The 23422-nt window shown below is 68.9% G+C and carries 18 protein-coding genes and 1 pseudogene; 8 read left to right on the forward strand and 11 right to left on the reverse strand.

Translation table 11 applies throughout. From position 1 onward, the window contains the following. Positions 1 to 24 precede the first annotated feature (24 nt). From lysS to N787_RS04425, 3 genes are all read left to right on the forward strand, one after another. Positions 25 to 1530, forward strand: a complete 1506-nt coding sequence (gene lysS / locus N787_RS04415; RefSeq protein WP_425387844.1) for a lysine--tRNA ligase — start codon at positions 25 to 27, stop codon at positions 1528 to 1530. Between the two features lie 129 nt (positions 1531 to 1659). Beyond that, positions 1660 to 2709, forward strand: a complete 1050-nt coding sequence (locus N787_RS04420; protein WP_034211015.1) for a response regulator — start codon at positions 1660 to 1662, stop codon at positions 2707 to 2709. 40 nt (positions 2710 to 2749) lie between these two features. After that, positions 2750 to 4879 carry a hybrid sensor histidine kinase/response regulator gene (locus N787_RS04425; protein ID WP_084590617.1) on the forward strand — a complete coding sequence of 710 codons (2130 nt, stop codon included), beginning with the start codon at positions 2750 to 2752 and terminating at the stop codon, positions 4877 to 4879. A 55-nt stretch (positions 4880 to 4934) separates the two neighbouring features. On the opposite strand, the gene N787_RS04430 is transcribed toward N787_RS04425, so the two are convergent. Together N787_RS04430 and N787_RS04435 are read right to left on the reverse strand one after the other, a co-directional pair. Further along, positions 4935 to 5831 (reverse strand): crotonase/enoyl-CoA hydratase family protein, encoded by an 897-nt coding sequence (locus tag N787_RS04430; protein ID WP_156968896.1) that lies wholly within the window; start codon positions 5829 to 5831, stop codon positions 4935 to 4937. 140 nt (positions 5832 to 5971) lie between these two features. Then, complete coding sequence (locus N787_RS04435; protein WP_034211018.1) at positions 5972 to 7654, reverse strand: long-chain fatty acid--CoA ligase; 1683 nt, start codon at positions 7652 to 7654, stop codon at positions 5972 to 5974. 229 nt (positions 7655 to 7883) lie between these two features. Here N787_RS04435 and N787_RS04440 point away from each other — a divergent pair, with 229 nt between their 5' ends. Then, positions 7884 to 8210 (forward strand): hypothetical protein, encoded by a 327-nt coding sequence (locus tag N787_RS04440; RefSeq protein ID WP_052575123.1) that lies wholly within the window; start codon positions 7884 to 7886, stop codon positions 8208 to 8210. A 163-nt stretch (positions 8211 to 8373) separates the two neighbouring features. Here N787_RS04440 and acnA read toward each other — a convergent pair. The 5 genes and pseudogenes from acnA to N787_RS04465 all read right to left on the reverse strand — a co-directional run. Then, a pseudogene (acnA, locus tag N787_RS04445) lies at positions 8374 to 11049 on the reverse strand (aconitate hydratase AcnA); the annotation flags it as partial. A 119-nt stretch (positions 11050 to 11168) separates the two neighbouring features. Beyond that, entirely contained in the window at positions 11169 to 11780 is a 612-nt protein-coding gene (gene hflD, locus N787_RS04450; RefSeq protein WP_034211022.1) for a high frequency lysogenization protein HflD, read from the reverse strand. Further along, complete coding sequence (gene mnmA, locus N787_RS04455; RefSeq protein WP_034211024.1) at positions 11777 to 12940, reverse strand: tRNA 2-thiouridine(34) synthase MnmA; 1164 nt, start codon at positions 12938 to 12940, stop codon at positions 11777 to 11779. Before mnmA ends, hflD begins: the two co-directional genes overlap by 4 nt. Further along, entirely contained in the window at positions 12937 to 13401 is a 465-nt protein-coding gene (locus tag N787_RS04460; RefSeq protein ID WP_034211026.1) for an NUDIX hydrolase, read from the reverse strand. The genes mnmA and N787_RS04460 overlap by 4 nt, the downstream gene beginning before the upstream one ends. Beyond that, on the reverse strand, positions 13398 to 13868 hold the full coding sequence (locus tag N787_RS04465) for a hypothetical protein (protein ID WP_034211027.1): 471 nt from the start codon (positions 13866 to 13868) through the stop codon (positions 13398 to 13400). Before N787_RS04465 ends, N787_RS04460 begins: the two co-directional genes overlap by 4 nt. Before the next feature lie 126 nt (positions 13869 to 13994). Here N787_RS04465 and clpS point away from each other — a divergent pair, with 126 nt between their 5' ends. Next, a complete protein-coding gene (gene clpS, locus N787_RS04470; RefSeq protein ID WP_034211029.1) occupies positions 13995 to 14321 on the forward strand; it encodes an ATP-dependent Clp protease adapter ClpS in 327 nt (108 codons plus the stop codon). A 39-nt stretch (positions 14322 to 14360) separates the two neighbouring features. Further along, entirely contained in the window at positions 14361 to 16637 is a 2277-nt protein-coding gene (gene clpA, locus N787_RS04475) for an ATP-dependent Clp protease ATP-binding subunit ClpA (RefSeq protein ID WP_034211031.1), read from the forward strand. A 127-nt stretch (positions 16638 to 16764) separates the two neighbouring features. Here the strand turns inward: clpA and infA are convergent, their stop codons facing one another. From infA to trxB, 4 genes are all read right to left on the reverse strand, one after another. Next, the gene (gene infA, locus N787_RS04480; protein WP_034211033.1) at positions 16765 to 16983 is read right to left on the reverse strand and encodes a translation initiation factor IF-1; all 219 of its coding nucleotides are present in this window, start codon (positions 16981 to 16983) and stop codon (positions 16765 to 16767) included. Between the two features lie 80 nt (positions 16984 to 17063). Continuing rightward, positions 17064 to 17810: a leucyl/phenylalanyl-tRNA--protein transferase gene (aat, locus tag N787_RS04485; RefSeq protein WP_034211034.1), complete on the reverse strand. Its 747-nt coding sequence runs from the start codon at positions 17808 to 17810 to the stop codon at positions 17064 to 17066. Then, positions 17779 to 18930, reverse strand: a complete 1152-nt coding sequence (locus tag N787_RS04490; protein WP_034211036.1) for a GNAT family N-acetyltransferase — start codon at positions 18928 to 18930, stop codon at positions 17779 to 17781. The genes aat and N787_RS04490 overlap by 32 nt, the downstream gene beginning before the upstream one ends. Positions 18931 to 19168: 238 nt before the next feature. Next, complete coding sequence (gene trxB, locus N787_RS04495) at positions 19169 to 20122, reverse strand: thioredoxin-disulfide reductase (protein ID WP_034211038.1); 954 nt, start codon at positions 20120 to 20122, stop codon at positions 19169 to 19171. A 220-nt stretch (positions 20123 to 20342) separates the two neighbouring features. Between trxB and N787_RS04500 the strand changes: the two genes are divergently transcribed. Together N787_RS04500 and lolA are read left to right on the forward strand one after the other, a co-directional pair. Next, positions 20343 to 22661, forward strand: coding sequence for a DNA translocase FtsK (locus N787_RS04500; protein WP_425387845.1), 2319 nt, complete (start codon positions 20343 to 20345; stop codon positions 22659 to 22661). A gap of 95 nt (positions 22662 to 22756) precedes the next feature. Beyond that, entirely contained in the window at positions 22757 to 23404 is a 648-nt protein-coding gene (gene lolA / locus N787_RS04505; RefSeq protein WP_052575124.1) for an outer membrane lipoprotein periplasmic chaperone LolA, read from the forward strand. Positions 23405 to 23422 lie beyond the last annotated feature (18 nt).

Below are 23422 nucleotides of genomic sequence, written 5' to 3' on the forward strand. Positions count from 1 at the left end.
CCACGCAGCCAGATGACTCCCGCCATGACCGACACCCCGCCCGCCGCCGACGAAAACACCCTGATCGCCGAGCGCCGCGCGAAACTCACGGCGCTGCGCGGGCAGGGCATCGCCTTCCCGAACGACTTCCAGCGCGCCGACTACGCCGGCGACCTGCAGGCCGAGTTCGCCGACAAGGACGAATGGACCGCGGAGAAGCTCGAGGCGCTGGACCGCACGGTCGCCGTCGCCGGCCGCCTGATGGCCAAGCGCGTGATGGGCAAGGCCAGCTTCGCCCAGGTGCAGGACATGAGCGGCCGCGTCCAGCTCTACCTGCAGGGCAGCGATCTCGGCGAGAGCTACGACGCCTTCAAGGGCTGGGACGTCGGCGACATCGTGGCGGTGCAGGGTGGCCTCACCCGCACCCGCACCGGCGAGCTGTCGGTGAAGGCTACGTCGCTGCGCCTGCTGACCAAGTCGCTGCGCCCGCTGCCGGACAAGTTCCACGGCCTGGCCGATGTCGAGCAGCGCTACCGCATGCGCTACGTCGACCTGGTGATGAACCCGGAGGCGCGCGAGGTGTTCGTGCAGCGCTCGCGCATCGTCTCGGCGATGCGCGCCTGGCTCGATGCCCGCCGCTTCCTCGAAGTGGAAACGCCGATGATGCATTACATCCCCGGCGGCGCCACGGCCAAGCCCTTCACGACGCACCACAACGCGCTGGGCCTCGACCTGTACTTGCGCGTCGCGCCCGAGCTCTACCTCAAGCGCCTGGTGGTCGGCGGCATGGAGCGCGTGTATGAAATCAACCGCAACTTCCGCAACGAGGGCGTGTCCACCCGGCACAACCCCGAGTTCACGATGCTGGAGCTGTACGAGGCCTACGCCACCTACCACGAGGTGATGGACCTCACCGAGGGCCTGATCCGCGACGTGGCGGTGAAGGCGCGCGGCACCGCGGCGCTGGAATGGGAAGGCATGGCCATCGACCTCGGCCCGGCCTTCCGCCGCTGGTCGATGACCGACGCGGTGCTCGAGCACAACCCGGAGATCAGGCGCGAAGAGCTGCGCGACCTCGACGCGATGCGCGCGCACTGCCAGCGCCTCGGCATCAAGTTCAAGGCCAGCTACGGCTGGGGCAAGCTGCTGCTGGAGATCTTCGAGAAGACCGTCGAGCACACCCTGGTGCAGCCGACCTTCATCACCGACCACCCGGTCGAAGTGAGCCCGCTGGCCCGCGCCAGCGACAAGGATCCGGGCCTGACCGACCGCTTCGAGCTGTTCGTGGGCGGCCGCGAGATCGCCAACGGGTTCTCCGAGCTCAACGACCCCGAGGACCAGAAGGCGCGCTTCCTGGCCCAGGTCGAGGCCAAGGATGGGGGCGACGACGAGGCCATGCACTTCGACGCCGACTACATCCGTGCGCTGGAGTACGGCATGGCCCCGACCGGCGGCCTGGGCATCGGCATCGACCGCCTGGTCATGCTGATCACCGATTCGGCCTCGATCCGGGACGTCCTTCTGTTCCCGTACATGCGGCCCGAGGCCTGATCCGGGTCCTGCTGCACTGGACAAAGAAGCCCCGCTAACACCTTGCCGGGGCTGAAATACCGGGAGTAAGCTGGAGTCGAGCCGCGGGTCCCCGCGGCAATCACGGTGTGCGCACCCGGGAGCTCCAAAGTGAATGTACTGATCGTCGACGACCAGCCGTCCCAGCGGACCATGTTCCGCCACCTGCTGGAGGACATCAGTCCCGAGGTGAAGGTCACCGACTTCGGCGACCCGGTCGAAGCCCTGCTGTGGTCGCAGCGCAGCTCGCCCGACCTGCTGCTGCTCGACTACCGCATGCCCAAGCTCGACGGGCTGGAGTTCGCCCGCCGCTTCCGCCGCCCGCTCTCGCACCGCGACGTGCCGATCATCCTGATCACCGTGGTCGGCGACGAGCCGATCCGCAACGCCGCGCTCGAGGCCGGCGTGATCGATTTCCTGGTCAAGCCGGTGCGCCCGCGCGAACTGCGCTCGCGCTGCCGCAACCTGCTGGCCCTGCGCCAGCAGCAGCAGAACCTCAAGTCGCGCGCGCACGAGCTCGAGCGCCAGCTGCTGGCGCGCATGCACGAGCTCGATGAGCGCGAGCGCGAAGTCCTGCACCGCCTTGCCAAGGCCACCGCCTTCCGCGACGGCAGCTCGGGCAACCACTTCGAGCGGATGGCGCGAATCTCGGCGCTGATCGCCGAGGCCATGGGCCTGCCTGAGGAAGAGGTCAAGATGATCGAGCTGGCGGCGCCGCTGCACGACATCGGCAAGCTGGGCGTGTCCGACGCCATCCTCCTCAAGCCCGGCAAGCTCGACGCCGCCGAATACGCGCAGGCCAAGCAGCACCCGCGCCTGGGCTACGAGATCCTCAGCGATTCCAGCAGCCGCTTCGTGCAGGTCGGCGCGGCCATCGCCCAGCACCACCACGAGCGCTGGGACGGCGCCGGCTATCCCGACGGCCTGCAGGGCGAAGCCATCCCGCTGCCGGCGCGCATCGTCGCGGTGGTGGACGTGTTCGATGCCCTGACCACGCCGCGTCCCTACAAGGAGCCCTGGACCCTGGCCGCCGCCTTCGACTACGTGAAGTCGCAGTCCGGCCTGCAGTTCGACCCGGCGGTGGTGGATGCGGTGCTGGCGCGCCGCGACCGCATCGAGGAAATCCACCGCTACTTCGCGCCGGCCCAGGCCGCCGCCTGAGCCAGCGCGCGGCCCGTCCGGCCAGCCGCCCCATGACGCGATGATCCGCGCTTTCGCCAACCGCCCCGACAGCGAGCACGCGCAGGCGCTGGTGCGGCTGGTCATCGCGGCGATGCTGCTGCTCTACCTCGCGGGCGTCGCCAGCAGCGCCGGCGCCGGGGACGAGGTGCGGCTCAGCTTGCTGATCCTGCTGGCCGAGACCGTGCTGGGCCTCGGCCTGGTGATCGCCATCATGGTGTCGCCCGGGGTGTCGCACCCGCGGCGCGTGATCGGCATGCTGGCCGACTACGGCACGCTCGCGGCGATGATGATCATCAAGGGCGAGGTGCTGGCGCCGCTGTACGTGATCATCATGTGGGTCACGGTGGGCAACGGCCTGCGCTACGGCACCCACTACCTGTTCGCGGCGATGGGGCTGGCGACGCTCACCTTCCTGAGCATCATCCAGTTCACCCCGTACTGGCAGCAGAATCCCTACCTCGCCTGGGGCCTGCTGGTCGGCCTGGTCGCCATTCCCGGCTACCTGATCAGCCTGCTGCGCGACCTGCGCCGGGTCGGCGAGGAAGCGCGTCGCGCCAACGCCGCCAAGAGCCGCTTCCTGGCCAACATGAGCCACGAGTTCCGGTCGCCGCTCAACGGCATCATCGGCATGGCCGAGCTGCTTTCCAGCACGCGGCTCGCGCCCGAGCAACGCGAGTGCGCCGATGTCATCCACACCTCGGCGCAGTCGCTGCTGCTGCTGGTGGAGGACGTGCTCGACATCTCGGCCATCGAGGCCGGCAAGCTCAAGCGCCAGGACAGCGAGTTCGCCCCGCGCGAGATGGCGCGCCGGATCCGCACCATGCTGCAGCCGATGGCGGCGGGCAAGAACCTGCAGTTCAACATCGACCTGCCCGACGCGGTGCCGGCCCGTCTGCACGGCGACGTCGGCCACCTGAGCCAGATCCTGCTCAACCTGGTGCACAACGCCATCAAGTTCACCGAAGCCGGCAGCGTGCAGCTGGAAGTGCAAGTGCGCGAGCGCAAGGGCGAAACGGTGGGCCTGCGCTTCTCCGTGCGCGACACCGGCATCGGCATCCCGGACGAGGCCAAGGCGCGCATCTTCACCGCGTTCGAGCAGGTGGACGGCGGGCCGACCCGGCGCTTCGGCGGCACCGGCCTGGGCACCACCATCGCCAAGACGCTGACCGAACTGCTGGGCGGCACCATCGCGGTCGAGGACAACCCGGGCGGCGGCAGCCACTTCTGGCTCGACCTCGAGTTCCGCGTCGCGGAGGCGGCGGAGGTGGCGGTGCCTGCGACCGGCGGCGGAAAGATCATCGCCTTCGACGATCCCTTCGTGCGCCACCGCGCCCGCGTGCGCCCGCTGCGCATCCTGGTCGCCGACGACCAGCCGGCCAACCGGCTCGTGCTGCAGCGCCTGCTCGAGCGCGCCGGCCATTCCACCGTGTTCGCCGAGAACGGCGAGCAGGCGCTGGAGCGGCTGGAGGAGGAGACCATCGACGCCGCCATCGTCGACCTGCACATGCCGGTGATGGACGGCCTGGAGATGATCAAGCAGGCGCGGGTGATGCAGGCCGGCGGCCCGCGCACGCCGATCCTGGTGCTCAGCGCCGACGCCACGGTGGACGCCGTGCGCGACGCCGAAGCGGCCGGCGCCTATTCCTTCCTCACCAAGCCCGTGGTGGCTTCGCGCCTGCTCGAGACGCTGGCCGATATCGCCGGCGGCGGCCAGGAAGAGTCGGCCGCGGTCGTCCGCAAGGACCGGCTGGTGCCCACGCTGCGCACCGACGTGCTCGAGGAACTCGCAGGCATGGGCCTGGGCAAGGATTTCCTCGACGACTTCGTGGACCAGTGCCTGCGCGACGCCAGCCGCTGCCTGGCCGAAGCCGAACGCGGCGCGGCGACGTCGAAGTGGGAGGCGGTGCGCGAGGCGGCGCATGCGCTCAAGGGCGTGTCCGAGAACATCGGGGCCCAGGCGCTGGTGGAGCGCAGCACCGAGATCATGCGCGCCAGCGATGCCGTGCTGGCCAAGGAATGGCGGCGTTACCTGGGGATGCTGGGTTCGATGCTGGAAGCCACGGCGGAGCAGGTCCGGCGCGAGCTGGTGCGCATCGCCGCCCAGCCGCAAGGGGAAGCGTCCCGGCCACCGGACCACGAGTCCGGCTGACGCGGGCCAGGCGATGGCCGCCGCCCTTGCACGGCGGCCACCGCGATCCCGGGGATCAGACCACCTGGCGCAGGTCGGGGGCCTCGCCGACGCGACGCTTCTGGGCGCGCACGAGGCGCTCCATGTTCTGCAGGCCGCGCTCGCTCAGGCGCATGGCGGCATCGACCCAGGTGGCGGTCACGCTCATCAGTTCGTCCAGGCTGACCGGGTTGCAGGTGGCGCGCACGGTGTTGAGCGAGCGCAGCGCATTGCCCATCCGGCGCCGGCGCCGCACCAGCTCGCGCGCGGCCTGCAGGCCTTCGCCGCGCGGCACCAGCATGTCGACCACGCCCATGCGGTAGAGCTCTTCGCTCGAGTAGATGTTGCCGTCGAGCATCATGCGTTCCGCCTGCGCCGGGGTGACGCGGCGCGAGAGGAAGGTGTAGGCGCCCATGCCGGGGAAGAGGTCGAACAGGACTTCCGGGAAGCCCATGCCGGTGCCTTCCTCGGCGATGATGGTGTGGCAGCACAGGGCCGCCTCGAAGCCGCCGCCGAGGGCGTCGCCCTGGACCACCGCGACGCTGTGCACGCGGTCGTCGGCCAGGCGCGCGAAATGGAAGGCCACCGAGACGCAGAGCTGGGCATAGGCCAGCAGGCGGGCGCGGTCGCCGGTGCGGATCAGGCGGCTGAACAGCTCGAGGTCGCCGCCGAGGTTGAACACGTCGGCCTTCGAGGCCAGGACCAGGTGCCGGATCTCGCCATTGCTCGCGGGTTCGTTCGCCATGCGCGCGGCGATCTGGCGCTGGCACTCGCGCAGTTCCACCAGCAGCGGCTCGGAGAAGCAGGGGCGGTAGCCCGGGCGCGGGTTCTGGTGCATGTAGCACCATTCGATGCCGGCCTCGGCTTCCGTCTTGTGCTCGATCAGGCTGAAGCTGGGGTCGCGGTTGATGCTCTCGACGATGGACATGGACATGGCGGCTCTCCGGGCAAGGGTAGGGGCGTCGCCCTACACGCTAACGTCCGGAAACGCAAGGGCGGCCCGGCCATGCTACACCCGAACTTCAGCCGGCGTTGTGCCGCCCTAAGAGCTTTCTTACACCGGCCCGGCGGGGGTCAGGCCGCCGGCTTGGGGGCGTCGCGCAGCTCGCGGCGCAGGATCTTGCCCACGTTCGACTTCGGCAGCTCGGTCCGGAACTCGACCAGGCGCGGCTGCTTGTAGCCGGTGAGGTTTTCCTTGCAGAAGGCCCGCACCTGGTCGGCCGTCAGCGCCGGGTCCTTCCGGACGATGACCACCTTCACCGCCTCGCCGGACTTGTCGTCGGGCACGCCGACGGCGGCCACTTCCAGCACGCCGGGCATCAGGGCGATCACGTCCTCGACCTCGTTCGGGTACACGTTGAAGCCCGAGACCAGGATCATGTCCTTCTTGCGGTCGACGATGTAGAAGAAGCCGCCCGCGTCCATCTTGGCCATGTCGCCGGTGTGCAGCCAGCCTTCGGCATCGATGACCTTGGCGGTTTCCTCGGGGCGCTGCCAGTAGCCGGCCATCACCTGCGGGCCGCGGATGCAGAGCTCGCCGACTTCGCCGACCGGCAGCTGCTTGCCGGCATCGTCCTTGACGCAGGCGTCGGTGGACGGGATCGGCAGGCCGATGGCGCCGTTGAAGTCCTCGAGGTCCATCGGGTTCATGCAGGCCGCGGGCGAGGTCTCGGTCAGGCCGTAGGCCTCGACCAGGGTGATGCCGGTGACCTTCTTCCAGCGCTCGGCCACCGCGCGCTGCACGGCCATGCCGCCGCCCAGCGAGAGGTGCATGTTCGAGAAATCGATCTTGTCGAAGCCCGGCGTGTTGAGCAGGCCGTTGAAGAGCGTGTTGACGCCGGTGATGGCGGTGAACGGGATCTTGCTCAGCTCCGCCACGAAGCCCTTCATGTCGCGCGGGTTGGTGATCAGGTGGTTGAGGCCGCCGAACTTCATGAAGACCAGGCAGTTCGCCGTCAGCGCGAAGATATGGTAAAGCGGCAGCGCGGTGATGATGACTTCGTGCCCGGGCTTGGCGTTCGAGCCCAGCCACACCGAGGACTGCTGCATGTTCGCCACCAGGTTGCGGTGGGTCAGCATGGCGCCCTTGGCGACGCCGGTGGTGCCGCCGGTGTACTGAAGGAAGGCGATGTCGTGGCCGCGGATGTCGATGTCGGGCAGCTGGTGCTTAGCGCCCATCGCCACGGCATCGCCGAAGCGGATGGCGCCGGGCAGGTCGTATTCGGGCACCTGCTTCTTGACGTGGCGCAGCACGAAGTTGACCAGGGCACCCTTCGGGAAGCCCAGCATGTCGCCGACGCCGGTCACCAGCACCTGCTTCACCTGGGTTTCCGCGACCACGTCGGCCACCACGTGCGCGAAGTTCTCGAGCACCACGATGGCGCTGGCGCCGGAATCCACGAGCTGGTGCTTGAGCTCGCGCGCGGTGTACATCGGGTTGGTGTTGACGACGGTGAGGCCGGCGCGCAGCACGCCGAAGATCGCGATCGGGTACTGCAGCACGTTCGGCATCATCAGGGCGACGCGGTCGCCCTTCTTGAGCTTCAGCTCGTGCAGGAGGTAGTTTGCGAACTGGGTGCTGAGACGATCGACCTCGGCGTAGGTGATGACCTTGCCGAAGTTGGCGAACGCAGGGTTGGCGCGGTAGTCGCGGCAGGCTTCGTTGAGCACCGACACGATCGAAGGGTATTTCTCCAGGTCGATTTCCGCCGGGATGCCCTTCGGATAATTCGCCAGCCAAGGACGCTCGGAACCCATGAAAAACCCCCCGTTGAATGATGTCCGCCATCCGCGCCGGGCCGCAGGGCAGGGCCCGGTGCCGGATTGGAGTATTCGCTCGATTGGAGCATACGCCCCAAGCACAGGCAAGGCGGCGGGCGTATGGTTTCGCGCCGTCGTCACGGGCCTGTTCGCGGCGCTGTTCGTGCTTGCCGCGGGCTGTTCCCGGACCCCGCCGGAGGAGGCGCTGCGGGCCACGATCGCTTCGATGGAGGCGGCCGCCGAGGCGCGCGACGCCGAGGCGCTGGTGGAGGTGTTCGCCGAGGATTTCGCCGGGCCGGGCAACATGGACCGGGACCAGTTCCGGCGCTACGTGGCCTTGATCTGGCTGCGCAACCGCGAGGTCGGGGTGACACTCGGCCCGCTGGAGGTCGAGCTGGTGGGCGAGCGCGCCCGCGTGAACTTCACCGCGGCCACCGCCGGCGGCGACGGCTTCCTGCCCGACAGCGCCCAGGTGTACCAGGTGCGCACCGGCTGGCGGCTCGAGGGCGACGACTGGAAGCTCATCTCCGCCGAGTGGGAAGAATCGCTGTAGCTGCCCCAAAACAATGTAGGAGGGCCTTCAGGCCCGAAGCTCTTGGCGAAGAGCTTCGGGCCTGAAGGCCCTCCTACAGGATGCGCGATCAGGCGGCCTTGCGGCTCGCCAGCTGGCGCAGCACGTAGTGCAGGATGCCGCCGTGGCGGAAGTACTCGACTTCCTTCGGCGTCAGCAGCAGCACCTGCACCTGGAAGCGCAGTTCGGTGCCGTCCGGGCGCTTGGCCACGACGGTGGCCAGCTTGGCGGCGCCGTCCTCGAGGCCGGTGATCGAGACCACCTCGTCGCCCTTCAGGCCCAGCGTCTGCGCGTTCTGGCCGTCCAGGAACTGGCAGGGCAGCACGCCCATGCCGACCAGGTTGGAGCGGTGGATGCGCTCGAAGCTCTCGGCCACGACCGCCTTCACGCCCAGCAGGTTGGTGCCCTTGGCCGCCCAGTCGCGCGACGAGCCGGTGCCGTATTCCTTGCCCGCGAACACCACCAGCGGCACGCCCTCGGCCTTGTACTTCATGGCCGCATCGTAGATCGCCAGCTTGTCGCCCGACGGGTAGTGGATGGTGTTGCCGCCCTCTTCGCCGCCCAGCATCAGGTTCTTGATGCGGATGTTGGCGAAGGTGCCGCGCACCATCACGTCGTCGTTGCCGCGGCGCGAACCGTAGGAGTTGAAGTCGGCCGGCTGCACGCCGCGCGCCTGCAGGAACTTGCCCGCGGGCGAGCTGGCCTTGATGTTGCCGGCCGGGCTGATGTGGTCGGTGGTGATCGAGTCGCCGAACACGCCCATCACGCGCGCGCCCTCGATGTCGGCGATGCTGCCGACCGACATCTTCATGCCGTCGAAGTAGGGCGGGTTCTTGATGTAGGTGGAGGCGTCGTCCCAGGCGAACTTGGCGCCGTCCGGCGAGGCGATCTGGTTCCAGCGGGTGTCGCCGCCGAAGACGTTCGCGTAGTTGGCCTTGAACATCTCGGGGCCGACGGTCTTGGCGATGAAGTCGCCGATTTCCTTGTTGGTCGGCCAGATGTCCCTCAGGAACACCGGCTGGCCGTCCTTGCCCGTGCCCAGCGGCTCGGAGGTCAGGTCGATGTCGGTGGTGCCGGCGATGGCGTAGGCGACCACCAGCGGCGGCGAGGCCAGGTAGTTCATCTTCACTTCGGCGTGCACGCGGCCTTCGAAGTTGCGGTTGCCCGACAGCACCGAGGTGACCACCAGGTCGTTCTCGGCGATGCCCTTGGAGACTTCCTCGGGCAGCGGGCCGGAGTTGCCGATGCAGGTGGTGCAGCCGTAGCCGACCACGTGGAAGCCCAGCTGCTCGAGGTCGCCGAGCACGCCGGCCTTCTTCAGGTAATCGGTGACCACCAGCGAGCCCGGGCCGAGCGAGGTCTTGACCCACGGCGCGGCGGTCAGGCCCTTGGCCACGGCGTTGCGCGCCAGCAGGCCGGCGCCCAGCATCACCGCCGGATTGGAGGTGTTGGTGCAGGAGGTGATGGCGGCGATGACCACCGAGCCATCGGTCAGGTGCGCGTCCTGGTCCTTGATGCGGATCTTCGACTTCGGCTTGGCGGCCAGGTGGTCGGCCTGCGGCTGGTGGCCGCCCTCGGCATCCATGCGCGCGACTTCGCCGTTCTTCGGCTTGCGGTTGGCGGTGAGGCCGCCGAGGTTGGCGTTGAAGTTGGCCTTCATGTCGCTCAGCAGCACGCGGTCCTGCGGACGCTTCGGGCCGGCCAAGGAGGGCAGCACTTCGGACATGTCCAGCTGCAGCACGGCGCTGTACTCGGCTTCCGGCTGGCCCGGCGTGCGCCACAGGCCCTGGGCCTGGGCATAGGCCTTCACCAGCGCGACCTGCTCGTCGCTGCGGCCGGAGAGGCGCAGGTAGTTCAGCGACTCTTCGTCGACCGGGAAGATGCCGCAGGTGGCGCCGTATTCAGGGGCCATGTTGGCGATGGTGGCGCGGTCGGCCAGCGGCAGGTGGTCCAGGCCGTCGCCGAAGAACTCGACGAACTTGCCGACCACGCCGTGCTTGCGCAGCATCTGGGTGACGGTGAGCACCAGGTCGGTGGCGGTGGCGCCCTCGGGCAGCTTGCCGGTGAGGCGGAAGCCGACGACCTGCGGGATCAGCATCGAGCTCGGCTGGCCCAGCATCGCGGCCTCGGCCTCGATGCCGCCGACGCCCCAGCCCAGCACGCCGATGCCGTTGATCATGGTGGTGTGCGAGTCGGTGCCGAACACGGTGTCCGGGAAGGCGTACTTCACGCCGTCGATCTCGCGCTCCATCACCACGCGCGCCAGGTGCTCGAGGTTGACCTGGTGGACGATGCCGGTGTTGGGCGGCACCACCTTGAAGTTATCGAAGGCCTTCTGGCCCCAGCGCAGGAAGCTGTAGCGCTCCTGGTTGCGTTCGAACTCGATCTTGCCGTTGAGGTCGAGCGCCTCGGGCTTGCCGAACACGTCCACCTGCACCGAGTGGTCGATGACCAGCTCGGACGGGATCAGCGGGTTGATCTGGTCGGCGTTGCCGCCGAGCTTGACCACGGCGTCGCGCATCGCGGCCAGGTCGACCACGCAGGGCACGCCGGTGAAGTCCTGCAGCACCACGCGCGCCGGCATGAAGGCGATCTCGGTGTCCGGCTCCGCCTTGGCATTCCAGTTGGCGACGGCCTCGATGTGCTCCTTGCCGACGGTCATGCCGCCGTCCTCGCAGCGCAGCAGGTTCTCGAGCAGGATCTTCATCGAGTACGGCAGGCGCTTGAGGTCGAAGCGCTGGCCCAGCTTGGCCAGGCTGAAGAAGGTGTAGGACGTGCCGTTGACGGCCAATTGGTCGCGGGTGGCGAAGGAGTCGCTCATGGACAGGCTCCGGGGCTTGGAAGAGGGGCTGGGAGTGGCGCGCAAGGCAGCCGCGTCAGCCCCGTATTATGCCCCAAACCATACCCCGCCGTCCGCTCCGGGGACCGCGCGGCGCCTGCTCAGCGCGGGCCGTCCAGCCAGTCGCGGGCCGCCTGCACCATGGCGCGGCGCCCGAACAGGAAATCCCAGTAGCTGCCGCCGAGCTGCCGCCACAGCACCGCGGCGCGCAGCGCGGCGAGCAGGGTGGCGCGCACTTCGCCGACCAGGTCGGGCTGGCCCAGGTAGACCGGGTTGCCCTGCACCAGCACGCGCGGGCCCACCGGGCTCACTTCCTTGGCGTAGAGCTCGCCGAGCCGGCCCAGCACGGTGGCGTGGGTCGGGCCGAAGTGCTCGCGCTGGCGGGCGATCTGCTCCAGGCCGTCGTGCACCGCCTGCGGCGCGTTCGGGTGGCGCATGAAGGCGCGCTCGAGGTGCAGCACGGTCATCGCCATGCGGGTGAGGGCCGGATCGCGTCCGGCGCCGCCTTCGAGCTGGCCGATGAGGCGGCGCAGCCCCGGGGCGAGGTTGGCCGCGCCGTCGTACACCGCCTCCGGCGACTCGGCGTCGAACCGGAACAGGCTTTCGATGCAGGCCGAGAGCGGCTGCGATTCGGCCTGGCCGTTCTGGGCCATCTGCTGGACGAGCTGCACGGCCTGGAGCAGGCCGGCGAGGGCGAGGGCGCGATCCTTCATGCGTCGGGGGTCTTCGTTTCGATCGTGGGGGCATCGGTGCGGGCGATCACCGCACCGCCGAGGCATTCCTCGCCACGGTACAGCACCAGGGATTGGCCCGGCGTGACCGCGCGCTGCGGGACGGCGAAGGCTACGGAAAGCGACCCGTCGGCGTCCACCCGGACCTCGCAGGCCTGGTCGGGCTGGCGGTAGCGGGTCTTGGCGGTGCAGGCGAACCACTCGCCCGGGGCGGCGCCGGCGATCCAGTGCGCCGGTTCGGTCCACAGCCGGTTCGACAGCAGCCAGGGGGTGTCCGTGCCCTGGTCCACGAACAGCAGGTTGCGCGCAACGTCCTTGCCGACCACGAACCAGGGCGCGGCCGGCCGGCCGCGCACGCCGCCGACCTGCAGCCCCTCGCGCTGGCCCAGCGTGTAGTACCAGACGCCGGAATGCCGGCCCACGACCTCGCCATCGACGCTGCGGATCTCGCCCGGCTGCGCCGGCAGGTACTGGCCGAGGAACTCGCGGAAATCGCGCTCGCCGATGAAGCAGATGCCGGTGGAATCCTTCTTGGCCGCGGTCGGCAGGCCGGCCTCGGCGGCCAGGCGGCGGACCTCGGCCTTGGGCAGGTCGCCGACCGGGAACAGGGTCGCGGCCAGCTGATCCTGGCCCAGCTGGTGCAGGAAGTAGCTCTGGTCCTTGTCCTGGTCGACGCCGCGCAGCAGCTGCCAGCGGCCGTCGCGGTGGGCGACGCGGGCGTAGTGGCCGGTGGCGATCTTTTCCGCGCCCAGGGCCCGGGCTTCGTCGAGGAAGGTCTTGAACTTGATCTCTCGATTGCACAGCACGTCCGGGTTGGGCGTGCGCCCGGCGCGGTACTCGGCCAGGAAGTGTTCGAACACGCCCGCCCAATACTCTTTGGCGAAATTGCGGGCATGGAACGGGATGCCCAGCCGGCCGGCGATGCCCAGCGCATCGCGCCGGTCGTCCTCCGCGCGACAATCACTGGTCGCCGTCGCTCCCGGCATCCTGCCTCCCGCGACACTTGCACTTCCTTGTGCATCGTCATCCCAGTTCTGCATGAACAACCCGGCGATCGACTCGCCCTGCCGCTGCAGCAGCAGCGCCGCGACCGAGGAATCGACGCCGCCGGACAGGCCGACGATGACGCGCGCCGGGCTCATGCGGTGTGGTTCAGGACCTGCAGCGGGAAGCGGCGGCCGGCCAGGAAATCCTCGACCACCTGCCACACCAGCGGGCTGCGGTGGCGCGCCGATTCCGCGGCCAGTTCGGCCGGGGTCAGCCACAGCGCCTGCAGGATGCCGTCGTCGAGCGCGCGCCCGGGGTGGTGCCGCAGCGGCTCCGCGGCGAAGGCCATGCGCAGGAAATGGCGGCCGTCGGACGGCGCCTTCCATTGGTAGGCACCGATGAAGGCGGTGAGGGTGACGTCCCAGCCGGTTTCCTCGAGCGTCTCGCGGCGCGCGGCCTCGAGCAGGCTCTCGTCGGGCTCGAGGTGGCCGGCGGGCTGGTTGATCACGCGCTCGCCGCGAACCCTCTCTTCCACCACCAGCAGCCGCCCGTCGCGCACCACGACGGTGGCGACGGTGACGTCGGGCTGCCAGAAGCGACCGCTGCGATAGCTCAAAGCTCGTCCTTGCCGGTGAGGTCGAGCTCGGTGGCGTCGGCCGAGACCGCGGTCAGGTCGATCGCTTCGTCCAAGGCATCGGCGCTGGCGTCGGCCGGGATCTTGGTGACGAACATGGCCACCCGGTCCTGCTTGACCCAGGCGCCGAGGATCAGCTCGTCGCTGCGCGAGAGCAGGTCGTTGGCGACCGAGGAAGGGAACTGGTCGGTGCTGGACTGGTAGCCCGGCGACCAGATCTCGCGCACCTTGTGGAAATCGGTTTCCGAGACCGCCGATCGCACCCACACCAGCTGGGTGCGGTCGTCCTCGAGCCGGACCACGATCCGGAAGTCGCCGTCCTCGTCCACTTCGAAGGGCGTGCCCTTGCTCTCGAGCTGGGCCTTCACCACCGGGTCGGGTTCGGAGGCCTGGCCGGCGAGCGGCAGGGCGAGCAGGGCGGCGGCAAGGCAGGCGGCGCGCAGGGACATGGGCATTCCTCGGACGTTGGGCGCCGGCGGTCCGGCCCGCGCATTGTCGGCGCAAAGGCCGCGCGGCGTCCACGGCGGGTGAAGGCCTTGCCGCCGCGCGCACCCGCCCCGATTTATACTGCCGCCATGGCACAAGACCCCCATCCCGAACACGGACACGAACGCGGCCTGGCCATCGAGGCCTCCCGCCCGGAAGTGCTGCGCCCGCCGCTCTACCAGGTGCTGCTGCTGAACGATGATTTCACGCCGATGGACTTCGTCGTCGAGGTCCTGCAGAGCTTCTTTGCCATGAACCGCGAGAAGGCCACCCAGGTCATGCTCCAGGTCCACACCCGCGGCAAGGGCGTTTGCGGTGTCTACACGCGCGAGGTGGCTGAATCGAAGGTGACGCAAGTCAACGACTTTTCCCGGGAACACCAGCACCCCCTGTTGTGCACCATGGAAAAGACCTAGGCTGGCCCCATAACGGAGCAAACGTTCCGGAGACGCCCAATGTTCAGCAAGGACCTCGAGTACACCATCGGCCAGTGCTACAAGCAGGCCCGCGAAGCCCGCCATGAATTCATGACGGTCGAGCACCTGCTGCTGGCCCTGCTCGACAACCCGTCGGCGGCCGGCGTGCTCAAGGCCTGCGGTGCCGACCAGCCCAAGCTCGCCACCGGGCTGCGCCAGATCATCGCCGACACCGTGCCGGTGCTGCCGGCCGACGACCCGCGCGACACCCAGCCCACGCTGGGCTTCCAGCGCGTGCTGCAGCGCGCCGTCTACCACGTGCAGTCGTCGGGCAAGAAGGAAGTCACCGGCGCCAACGTGCTGGTGGCGATCTTCGGCGAGAAAGATTCCCACGCCGTGTATTTCCTCAACCAGCAGGAAATCACGCGCCTGGACGTGGTCAATTACCTCTCCCACGGCATCGCCAAGATCGGCGACGGCCCCGAGGAAAAGCCGGCGCCGGAAGCCAAGCCCGAGGGCGAGGAGGGCGGCGAAGCCAAGGGCAACCCGCTGCAGGAATTCGCCGCCAACCTCAACGAGCTGGCGAAGGAAGGCAAGATCGACCCGCTGATCGGCCGCGAGGAAGAAGTCGAGCGCACCATCCAGGTGCTCTGCCGCCGCCGCAAGAACAACCCGCTCTACGTCGGCGAAGCCGGCGTGGGCAAGACCGCGCTGGCCGAGGGCCTGGCCTGGCGCATCGTCGAGGGCCGCGTGCCGGCCGTGCTCAAGGACGCCGTCATCTATTCGCTCGACCTGGGCGCGCTGGTGGCCGGCACCAAGTACCGCGGCGACTTCGAGAAGCGGCTCAAGGCCGTCATCCAGCAGATCAAGAAGGAACCGGGCGCGATCCTGTTCGTGGACGAGATCCACACCATCATCGGCGCCGGCTCGGCCTCGGGCGGCACCATGGATGCCTCCAACCTGATCAAGCCGGTGCTGCAGAACGGCGAGCTGCGCTGCATCGGCTCGACCACGTTCCAGGAATACCGCGGCGTGTTCGAGAAGGACCGCGCGCTGGCCCGCCGCTTCCAGAAGATCGACGTGGTCGAGCCGACGATTGCCGAGGCCGTGGCCATCCTCAACGGCCTCAAGACCCGCTTCGAGGCCCACCACGACGTGGAGTACGCGTCCGACGCGATCCAGGCCGCGGTCGACCTGTCGGTGAAGCACATCAACGACCGCCTGCTGCCCGACAAGGCCATCGACGTGATCGACGAGGCCGGCGCCCGCCAGCGCCTGCTCGACGCCGACAAGCGCAAGCACGTGGTGGACGTCGAGGAGATCGAGCTGATCGTCTCGAAGATGGCCCGCATCCCGGCCAAGCAGGTCAGCGCCTCCGACAAGGACGTGCTGCAGAACCTCGAGCGCAACCTGAAGATGGTCATCTTCGGCCAGGATCCGTCGATCGAGACCTTGGTCTCGGCGATCAAGCTGGCGCGCTCGGGCCTGTCCAACCCCGACAAGCCGATCGGCAACTTCCTGTTCGCCGGCCCCACCGGCGTCGGCAAGACCGAGGTCACCAAGCAGCTGGCGATGCAGCTGGGCATCGAGCTGGTGCGCTTCGACATGTCCGAGTACATGGAGTCGCATTCGGTGAGCCGCCTGATCGGCGCGCCCCCGGGCTACGTCGGCTTCGACCAGGGCGGCCTGCTGACCGAGAAGATCGTCAAGACCCCGCACTGCGTGCTGCTGCTCGACGAGATCGAGAAGGCGCACCCGGACGTGTTCAACATCCTGCTGCAGGTCATGGACCGCGGCGTGCTCACCGACACCAACGGGCGCGAGGCCAACTTCCGCAACGTGGTGCTGGTGATGACCACGAACGCCGGTGCCTCGCAGGCGGCGCGCCGCACCATGGGCTTCGTCGAGCAGAACCACACCAGCGACGCGATGGAAGTGATCCGCAAGGCCTTCACGCCGGAGTTCCGCAACCGCCTGGACGCCATCATCCAGTTCGGTGCGCTGGGCATGGACCACATCCTGCGCGTGGTGGACAAGTTCCTGATCGAGCTCGAGGCGCAGCTGCACGAGAAGCACGTCAGCCTGTCGGCCACGCCGGCGGCGCGGCAGTGGCTGGCCGAGCACGGCTTCGACCCGCAGATGGGTGCCCGCCCGATGGCCCGCCTGCTGCAGGACAAGATCAAGCGCCCGCTCGCCGACGAGCTGCTGTTCGGCCAGCTGGCCAACGGCGGCAAGGTCACCGTGGACGTCAAGGACGGCGACCTGGTGGTCATCACCCAGCCCGAGCCCGAGAAGCTCCTGCCCGCCACCGTCTGACCCTGTAGGAGGGCCTTCAGGCCCGAAGCTCTTCGGCGAAAGGCTTCGGGCCTGAAGGCCCTCCTACAGAAGGCGGGCAAACGAAAACGGCGGCCGAAGGGCCGCCGTTTCTTTTGCCGCCGACCGCTTACTTCATGCGGTAGGTGATGCGGCCCTTGGTCAGGTCGTAGGGCGTCATCTCGACCTTGACCTTGTCGCCGGTCAGGATGCGGATGTAGTTCTTGCGCATGCGGCCGGAGATGTGGGCGGTGATGACGTGGCCGTTCTCGAGCTTGACCCGGAACATGGTGTTCGGAAGGGTCTCGAGCACCGTGCCTTCGAATTCGATGGAATCGTCTTTGGACATTCTTGGTTTCGCTGGACGGGGAAGCCGGCCTTGGAAGCCGCGCATTCTGCCATGCCCTTGCCGGGCTTGCAAAAATTTGGTTAATCGCGGGCCACGCCGGCCAAGGCCGAGGCCGGGAAAACCGCGTTCTCCGGGGCCCAGAGGCCCGCGGGGGGCGGCTCGGCGACCAGCCGGGCCACCTCGGCCAGGAAGGCGGGGCGGGGCAGGCGCCGGCCGCCCAGCGAGGCCAGGTGCGGGTTCTCCACTTGGGCGTCCAGCAGGGGGCAGCCGCCCCTGGCCAGGATCCGGCACAGCCCGGCCAGCGCGACCTTGGACCCGCCCGATACCCCGCTAAACATGCTTTCGCCGAAGAACATCCGGCCGATGCCCACCCCGTAGATGCCGCCGACCAGCCGCGGCCCGTCGAACACCTCGACCGAATGCGCGTGGCCGAGCCGGTGCAGTGCGCCGTAGGCGTCCATCATGTCCTGCGTGATCCAGGTGCCGTCCTGGCCCGGTCGGGGAGACAGGGCGCAGGCCTGCACCACGCGATCGAAGGCCGTGTCGGCGCGGACCTCCCAGGCGCTGGCGCGCAGGCTGCGCCGGAAGCGGGAGGCCAGGCGGAACGCGCCGGTGTCGAACACCATGCGCGGGTCCGGGCACCACCATAGGATCGGTTCGCCCTCGGAGAACCAAGGGAAGATGCCGTGCCGGTAGGCATTGAGCAGCCGGGGCGGCGACAGGTCGCCGCCCATGGCCAGCAGTCCGTCCGGCACCCGGTGCGCCGCGTCGGCGGGCGGGAACGGGGCCTCGGGATCAGCAGGCAGCAGCGGCAGGCGGATCGGCATCGCGATAGGGACTGTGCGCCAGGACGGACTGCCGATAGCTTGCCGTGCCCGCGCGCTCCTGTGCGCACCATTCGCCGATCGCCCGGGAGAATTCCGGATCGGCCAGCCAGTGGTGGCTGTGCGTGGCGACGGGCAGGAAGCCGCGCGCGACCTTGTGCTCGCCCTGGGCCCCGGGCTCGAACACCTGCAGGCCCTCGCGCAGGCAGTAGTCGATGCCCTGGTAGTAGCAGGTCTCGAAATGCAGGCCGGGCGCCGGCACCGGCTCGCTGCTGCCCCAGTAGCGGCCGTAGAGCGTGTCGCCACCGCGCAGGCACAGCGCGCCGGCCACCGCTTCGCCTTCGCGGTCGGCCAGGAACAGCACCAGCTGGCGCGGCATGGTCCTCGCCAGGTGGCGGAAGAAGTCGAGCGTCAGCGCCGGATGGTTGCCGTAGTCGCCGAAGGTGCGGCAGTAGAAGAAGTGCATCGCCGCCAGGTCGTCATCGGTCGCCTCGTCGCCGTGCACGGTGCGGAAGGCGTAGCCGGCGCGTCGCACCTTGTCGCGCTCCTGGCGCAGGTTCTTGCGCTTCTTGGGCTGCAGCGCGGCCAGGAAGGCGTCGAAGTCGGGCCAGCCGCGGTTGCGCCAGTGGAACTGCACGTCCTCGCGCGCCAGCCAGTCGCCGTCGAAGGCGGCGGCTTCTTCGGCGCGGTGGAAGTTGACGTGGATGGACGACAGGCCGTCGCGCGTCGCGCGCGCTGCCATCGCCGCCAGCAGCTCGCGGCGATCGGCGTCCTCGCGGGCCAGCAGGCGCGGCCCGGTGACGGGGGAGTAGGGCACGCCCACCAGCCACTTCGGGAAGTACTCGCGGCCGAAGCGGGCGTAGGCATTGGCCCAGGCATGGTCGAACACGAACTCGCCGTGCGAATTGGTCTTGAGGTAGCCCGGTGCCGCGGCCACCAGCTCGCCGTCGCGCCAGAGCGAGGCATGCCGCGGCGTCCAGCCCCAGCGCGGCCGCAGGCAACCCTCGCGCTCCATCCCCGACAGAAAGGCATGTTCGACGAACGGATTGCGGCGGTCATGCAGCGCATCCCACGCGGCGGCGGGGATCTCGTCGAGCGTGGCGTGCAGTCGCAACTCAGGCATGCCGCCAGCTTACTCGACGCCCCCGTGATGCCGCCGTGCGAGGCGTCTCTCGATTTTCAGACGCGGATTTACGCGGATGAACGCGGATAGGGCAAATGCAAAGGGATGCTTCGGTCTACGCCGTTGACCGGGCGCCCGCGCGCTGCCCACCTGTCTCTTGCTCTATCCGCGTTCATCCGCGCAAATCCGCGTCTAAACGCTTTCACTCAGTCCAGGACGGATGCCTCGGGGTGGGGGCTCAGCCTTCCTTGTCGAGGAACTTCTCGGCGTCGAGGGCGGCCATGCAGCCGAAGCCGGCCGAGGTGATGGCCTGGCGGTAGACCTGGTCGGCCACGTCGCCGGCGGCGAACACGCCCGGCACCGAGGTGGCGGTGGCATTGCCCTCCAGGCCCGACTTGATGGTCAGGTAACCGTTGCGCATCTCCAGCTGGCCCTCGAAGAGGGAGGTGTTGGGCGTGTGGCCGATCGCCACGAAGAAGCCCTGCACCGCGATCTCGCGCGTGGACTCGTCCTTGGTCGAGCGGATGCGCATGCCGGTGACGCCGGAATCGTCGCCCAGTACTTCGTCCACCGAATGGTCCCAGATGATCTCGACCTTGCCGGCCTGGGCCTTGGCGAACAGCTTGTCCTGCAGGATCTTCTCCGAGCGCAGCTTGTCGCGGCGGTGCACCAGGTAGACCTTGCGGGCGATGTTCGAGAGGTACAGCGCCTCCTCGACCGCGGTGTTGCCGCCGCCGATCACCGCCACGTCCTGGTCGCGGAAGAAGAAGCCGTCGCAGGTGGCGCAGGCCGACACGCCCTTGCCCATGAACTGCTGCTCGGACGGCAGGCCCAGGTACTTGGCGCTGGCGCCCGTGGCGATGATCAGGCCGTCGGCGGTGTACTCGCCGCTGTCGCCGACCAGCCGGAACGGCCGGCGGCCCAGCTCCACGGTGTGGATGTGGTCGAAGATGATCTCGGTCTCGAAGCGCTCGGCATGGGCCTGCATGCGCGCCATCAGGTCCGGGCCCATCAGGCCGTGGGCGTCGCCGGGCCAGTTGTCGACCTCGGTGGTGGTCATCAGCTGGCCGCCCTGCTGCAGGCCCGTGACCAGCACCGGCTTGAGGTTGGCGCGGGCGGCGTAGACCGCGGCGGAGTAGCCGGCGGGGCCGGAACCGAGGATGAGCAGGCGGCAGTGCTTGGGGGCGGTCATGTATGATTCTTCGTCCGTTGAAGGGGCTGCGCGGCGACGGCGCGGACAGGCGTCCGGGGCGTTTCGCGGAGTGGGTAAGCTTGGCGGCCGGGGCAGGGCAAATCAAGGCAAGGCCCCGGGCCTGTGCGTTGCGGCAGGGGGCCGTGAAGGCACGGGCCAGTTCGCGTGAATTACTGTATAAACAGCCGTCTATAAAGATTTCCTGAGGTCTTTTCTCTCAGTGGCGCGATCCCCAGACCGTAGCACCACCGCCGGCCTCGACCGTCGCCAGAAACTCTGGCGCGAGCTCGCGCTGGTCGCCATTTCGCCGTTGCTGCTGTACCTGCTGGCGAGCCTGCTCAGCTACCACACCGACGATCCGGGCTGGTCGCGCACCGGCAGCGTCACCGGGCCGCTGCACAATTTCGGTGGCCTGGTCGGCGCCTACCTGGCGGACCTGGCCTTCTGGTTCTTCGGCTACGTGGCCTACACCATCCCGGTGGTGCTGGGCGGCATCGCCTGGATCGCGCTGTTCGGGCTTGATTCCGACGGCGATGGCCGGGTGGATTTCGGGCCGGCGCTGCGGCTGATCGGCATCGTCGGTTTCCTGGTCAGCGCCTGCGGCCTGGCCCATACCCTGGGCGGTTCGGCGCCGAGCCTGCCGGCCGAGTCCGGCGGCCTGCTGGGCCAGATCGTCGGCTCGTCCATGCGCGGCGTGTTCGGCGGCATGGGCGGCAACCTGTTCCTGCTGGCGCTGGTGCTGATGTCGGTCACGCTGGCCACCGGCCTGAGCTGGTTTGCGTTGATGGACTGGATCGGTGGCAAGGTGCTGCAGCTGTTCGGGCGCCTGGGCGAGGGCACCCGCCAGGCGGCCGAGTGGCAGCGCGCCCGGGCCATGCGCGAAGAGCGCGAGGTGGTGCGCAAGGTCGAGACGGTCAAGCGCGCCAAGCGCGAGCCGGTCTACATCGAGCCGCCGCCCAAGCCCGTCATTGAGAAATCCGAGCGCGCCCAGCGCGAGCAGCAGATCCCGCTGTTCAACGCCGGTGGCGGCGAGGGCCTGCCGCCGCTGTCGCTGCTGGACGATCCGAAGGAGCAGCCCAAGGGCTATTCCGAAGAGACGCTGGAAACCCTGTCGCGCCAGATCGAGTTCAAGCTCAAGGACTTCCGCGTGGAAGTGCAGGTGGTCGGCGCCTACCCGGGCCCGGTCATCACCCGCTTCGAGATGGAACCGGCGCCGGGCGTCAAGGGCAGCCAGATCAGCTCGCTGGACAAGGACATCGCCCGCGGCCTGAGCGTGAAGTCGGTGCGCGTGGTGGACGTGATCCCGGGCAAGTCGGTGGTGGGCCTGGAGATCCCGAACTCGCACCGCGAGACCATCTACCTCAGCGAGATCCTGCGCTCGAAGGAATACGACAAGGTCGCCTCGCCGCTGGCAATGGCGCTGGGCAAGGACATCGCCGGCCGCCCGATCGTGGTCGACCTGGCGCGCATGCCGCACCTGCTGGTGGCCGGCACCACCGGCTCGGGCAAGTCGGTGGGCGTGAACGCGATGGTGCTGAGCCTGCTCTACAAGAGCACCGCCAAGGAAGTGCGGATGCTGATGATCGACCCGAAGATGCTCGAGCTCTCGGTCTACCAGAACATCCCGCACCTGCTGGCGCCCGTGGTCACCGACATGAAGGAGGCCGCGAATGGCCTGCGCTGGTGCGTGGCCGAGATGGAGCGCCGCTACAAGCTGATGAGCGCCGTGGGCGTGCGCAACCTCGCCGGCTTCAACCGCAAGGTCAAGGACGCGCGCGACGCCGGCCAGCCGCTGATGGACCCGCTGTTCCGCCCGAACCCGGACCTGGGCGAGGCGCCGCGGGTGCTGGAGGAGCTGCCCTTCATCGTCGTGTTCATCGACGAATTCGCCGACATGATGATGATCGTCGGCAAGAAGGTGGAGGAGCTGATCGCGCGCCTGGCGCAGAAGGCCCGCGCCGCCGGCATCCATTTGATCCTGGCCACGCAGCGGCCCTCGGTGGACGTGATCACCGGCCTGATCAAGGCCAACATCCCGACCCGCATCGCGTTCCAGGTCTCGAGCAAGATCGACTCGCGCACGATCCTTGACCAGTCCGGCGCGGAAACGCTGCTGGGCAACGGCGACATGCTCTACCTGCCGCCCGGCACCGCCATGCCCGAGCGCGTGCACGGCGCCTTCGTCAGCGACGACGAGGTGCACCGCGTGGTGGCGCACCTGCGCGCGAACGGCGGCGGCCCGGACTACATCGAGGGCGTGCTGGAGGAAGTGCAGACGATGGGCGACGGCGTCGTGGTCGGCCCCGGCGGCCTGCCCGAGGCCAGCAGCTCGGGCGACGAGTCCGACCCGCTGTACGACGAGGCGGTCAAGGTGGTCACCGAGACCCGCCGCGCCTCCATCTCCGGCGTGCAGCGCCGCCTGAAGATCGGCTACAACCGCGCCGCCCGCCTGATCGAGGCCATGGAGGCCGCCGGCATCGTCTCCGGCCCCGAGCACAACGGCGACCGCACTGTCATCGCCCCGCCGCCCCCGCGCTGAAGCGCGGGGTCAGGTTCGGAACCTGACCCCGTTTCGTGCCGTTCAGCCGGCTTCGGCCAGACTCCTGCCCAACGAAACCACCGGTGGAACCCGCCATGCGCAAGCTCCTCGTCCTGTTCCTGGCCTTCGCCGCGGGCGTCGCCCACGCCGGCGCGCGCGAGCAGATGGATGTCTTCAGCAATGGCGTGCAGGGCCTGGCGGCCAGCTTCGAGCAGCGCGTGTACGACGCCGACGGGACGCTGAAGGAAACCTCTTCCGGCACCGTGCAGCTGCAGGCGCCGCGCCAGTTCCGCTGGGAGTACGTGAAGCCGTACCCGCAGCTGATCGTGGCCGATGGCGACCACATCTGGATCTACGACCCGGACATGGAGCAGGTCACCGTCCGCCAGCAAAGCCTGGAAGAGCAGAACAGCCCGCTGGCCATGCTGATCGACATCGGCCAGATGGAGCGCCAGTTCAAGGTCACCGAGGGCGGGCAGGGCCAGGGCCTGGCCTGGCTCGAGCTGGTGCCGCGCAAGCCCGACGAGGCGCCGTTCGACCGCGCGCGCCTGGGCTTCGGTCCGGCCGGCCTGGCGCGGATGGAGATGTTCGACGGCCTGGGCCAGCGCACGGTCATGGGCTTCTCGTCCTGGAAGCGCAATCCGGCCTTCGCCGCCGGCACCTTCACCTTCGTCAAGCCCGAGGGCGTGGACCAGATCGGCGAAGTGGCCGAGTCCGCCCAGGTCATCCCCCTGCGCGATTGAACAGCGGGGTCAGGTTCC

This window comes from Arenimonas metalli CF5-1, assembly GCF_000747155.1.
GTDB classification, from domain to species: Bacteria; Pseudomonadota; Gammaproteobacteria; order Xanthomonadales; family Xanthomonadaceae; genus Arenimonas; species Arenimonas metalli.

Bases quoted from the DNA above. Each gene is read 5' to 3' on its own strand.
- lysS (WP_425387844.1), top strand. From the start codon at position 25: ATGACCGACACCCCGCCCGCCGCCGACGAAAACACCCTGATCGCCGAG.
- N787_RS04425 (WP_084590617.1), top strand. From the start codon at position 2,750: ATGATCCGCGCTTTCGCCAACCGCCCCGACAGCGAGCACGCGCAGGCG.
- N787_RS04430 (WP_156968896.1), bottom strand. From the start codon at position 5,831: ATGTCCATGTCCATCGTCGAGAGCATCAACCGCGACCCCAGCTTCAGC.
- N787_RS04435 (WP_034211018.1), bottom strand. From the start codon at position 7,654: ATGGGTTCCGAGCGTCCTTGGCTGGCGAATTATCCGAAGGGCATCCCG.
- N787_RS04440 (WP_052575123.1), top strand. From the start codon at position 7,884: ATGGAGGCGGCCGCCGAGGCGCGCGACGCCGAGGCGCTGGTGGAGGTG.
- hflD (WP_034211022.1), bottom strand. From the start codon at position 11,780: ATGAAGGATCGCGCCCTCGCCCTCGCCGGCCTGCTCCAGGCCGTGCAG.
- mnmA (WP_034211024.1), bottom strand. From the start codon at position 12,940: ATGAGCCCGGCGCGCGTCATCGTCGGCCTGTCCGGCGGCGTCGATTCC.
- N787_RS04465 (WP_034211027.1), bottom strand. From the start codon at position 13,868: ATGTCCCTGCGCGCCGCCTGCCTTGCCGCCGCCCTGCTCGCCCTGCCG.
- clpS (WP_034211029.1), top strand. From the start codon at position 13,995: ATGGCACAAGACCCCCATCCCGAACACGGACACGAACGCGGCCTGGCC.
- clpA (WP_034211031.1), top strand. From the start codon at position 14,361: ATGTTCAGCAAGGACCTCGAGTACACCATCGGCCAGTGCTACAAGCAG.
- infA (WP_034211033.1), bottom strand. From the start codon at position 16,983: ATGTCCAAAGACGATTCCATCGAATTCGAAGGCACGGTGCTCGAGACC.
- aat (WP_034211034.1), bottom strand. From the start codon at position 17,810: ATGCCGATCCGCCTGCCGCTGCTGCCTGCTGATCCCGAGGCCCCGTTC.
- N787_RS04490 (WP_034211036.1), bottom strand. From the start codon at position 18,930: ATGCCTGAGTTGCGACTGCACGCCACGCTCGACGAGATCCCCGCCGCC.
- trxB (WP_034211038.1), bottom strand. From the start codon at position 20,122: ATGACCGCCCCCAAGCACTGCCGCCTGCTCATCCTCGGTTCCGGCCCC.
- lolA (WP_052575124.1), top strand. From the start codon at position 22,757: ATGCGCAAGCTCCTCGTCCTGTTCCTGGCCTTCGCCGCGGGCGTCGCC.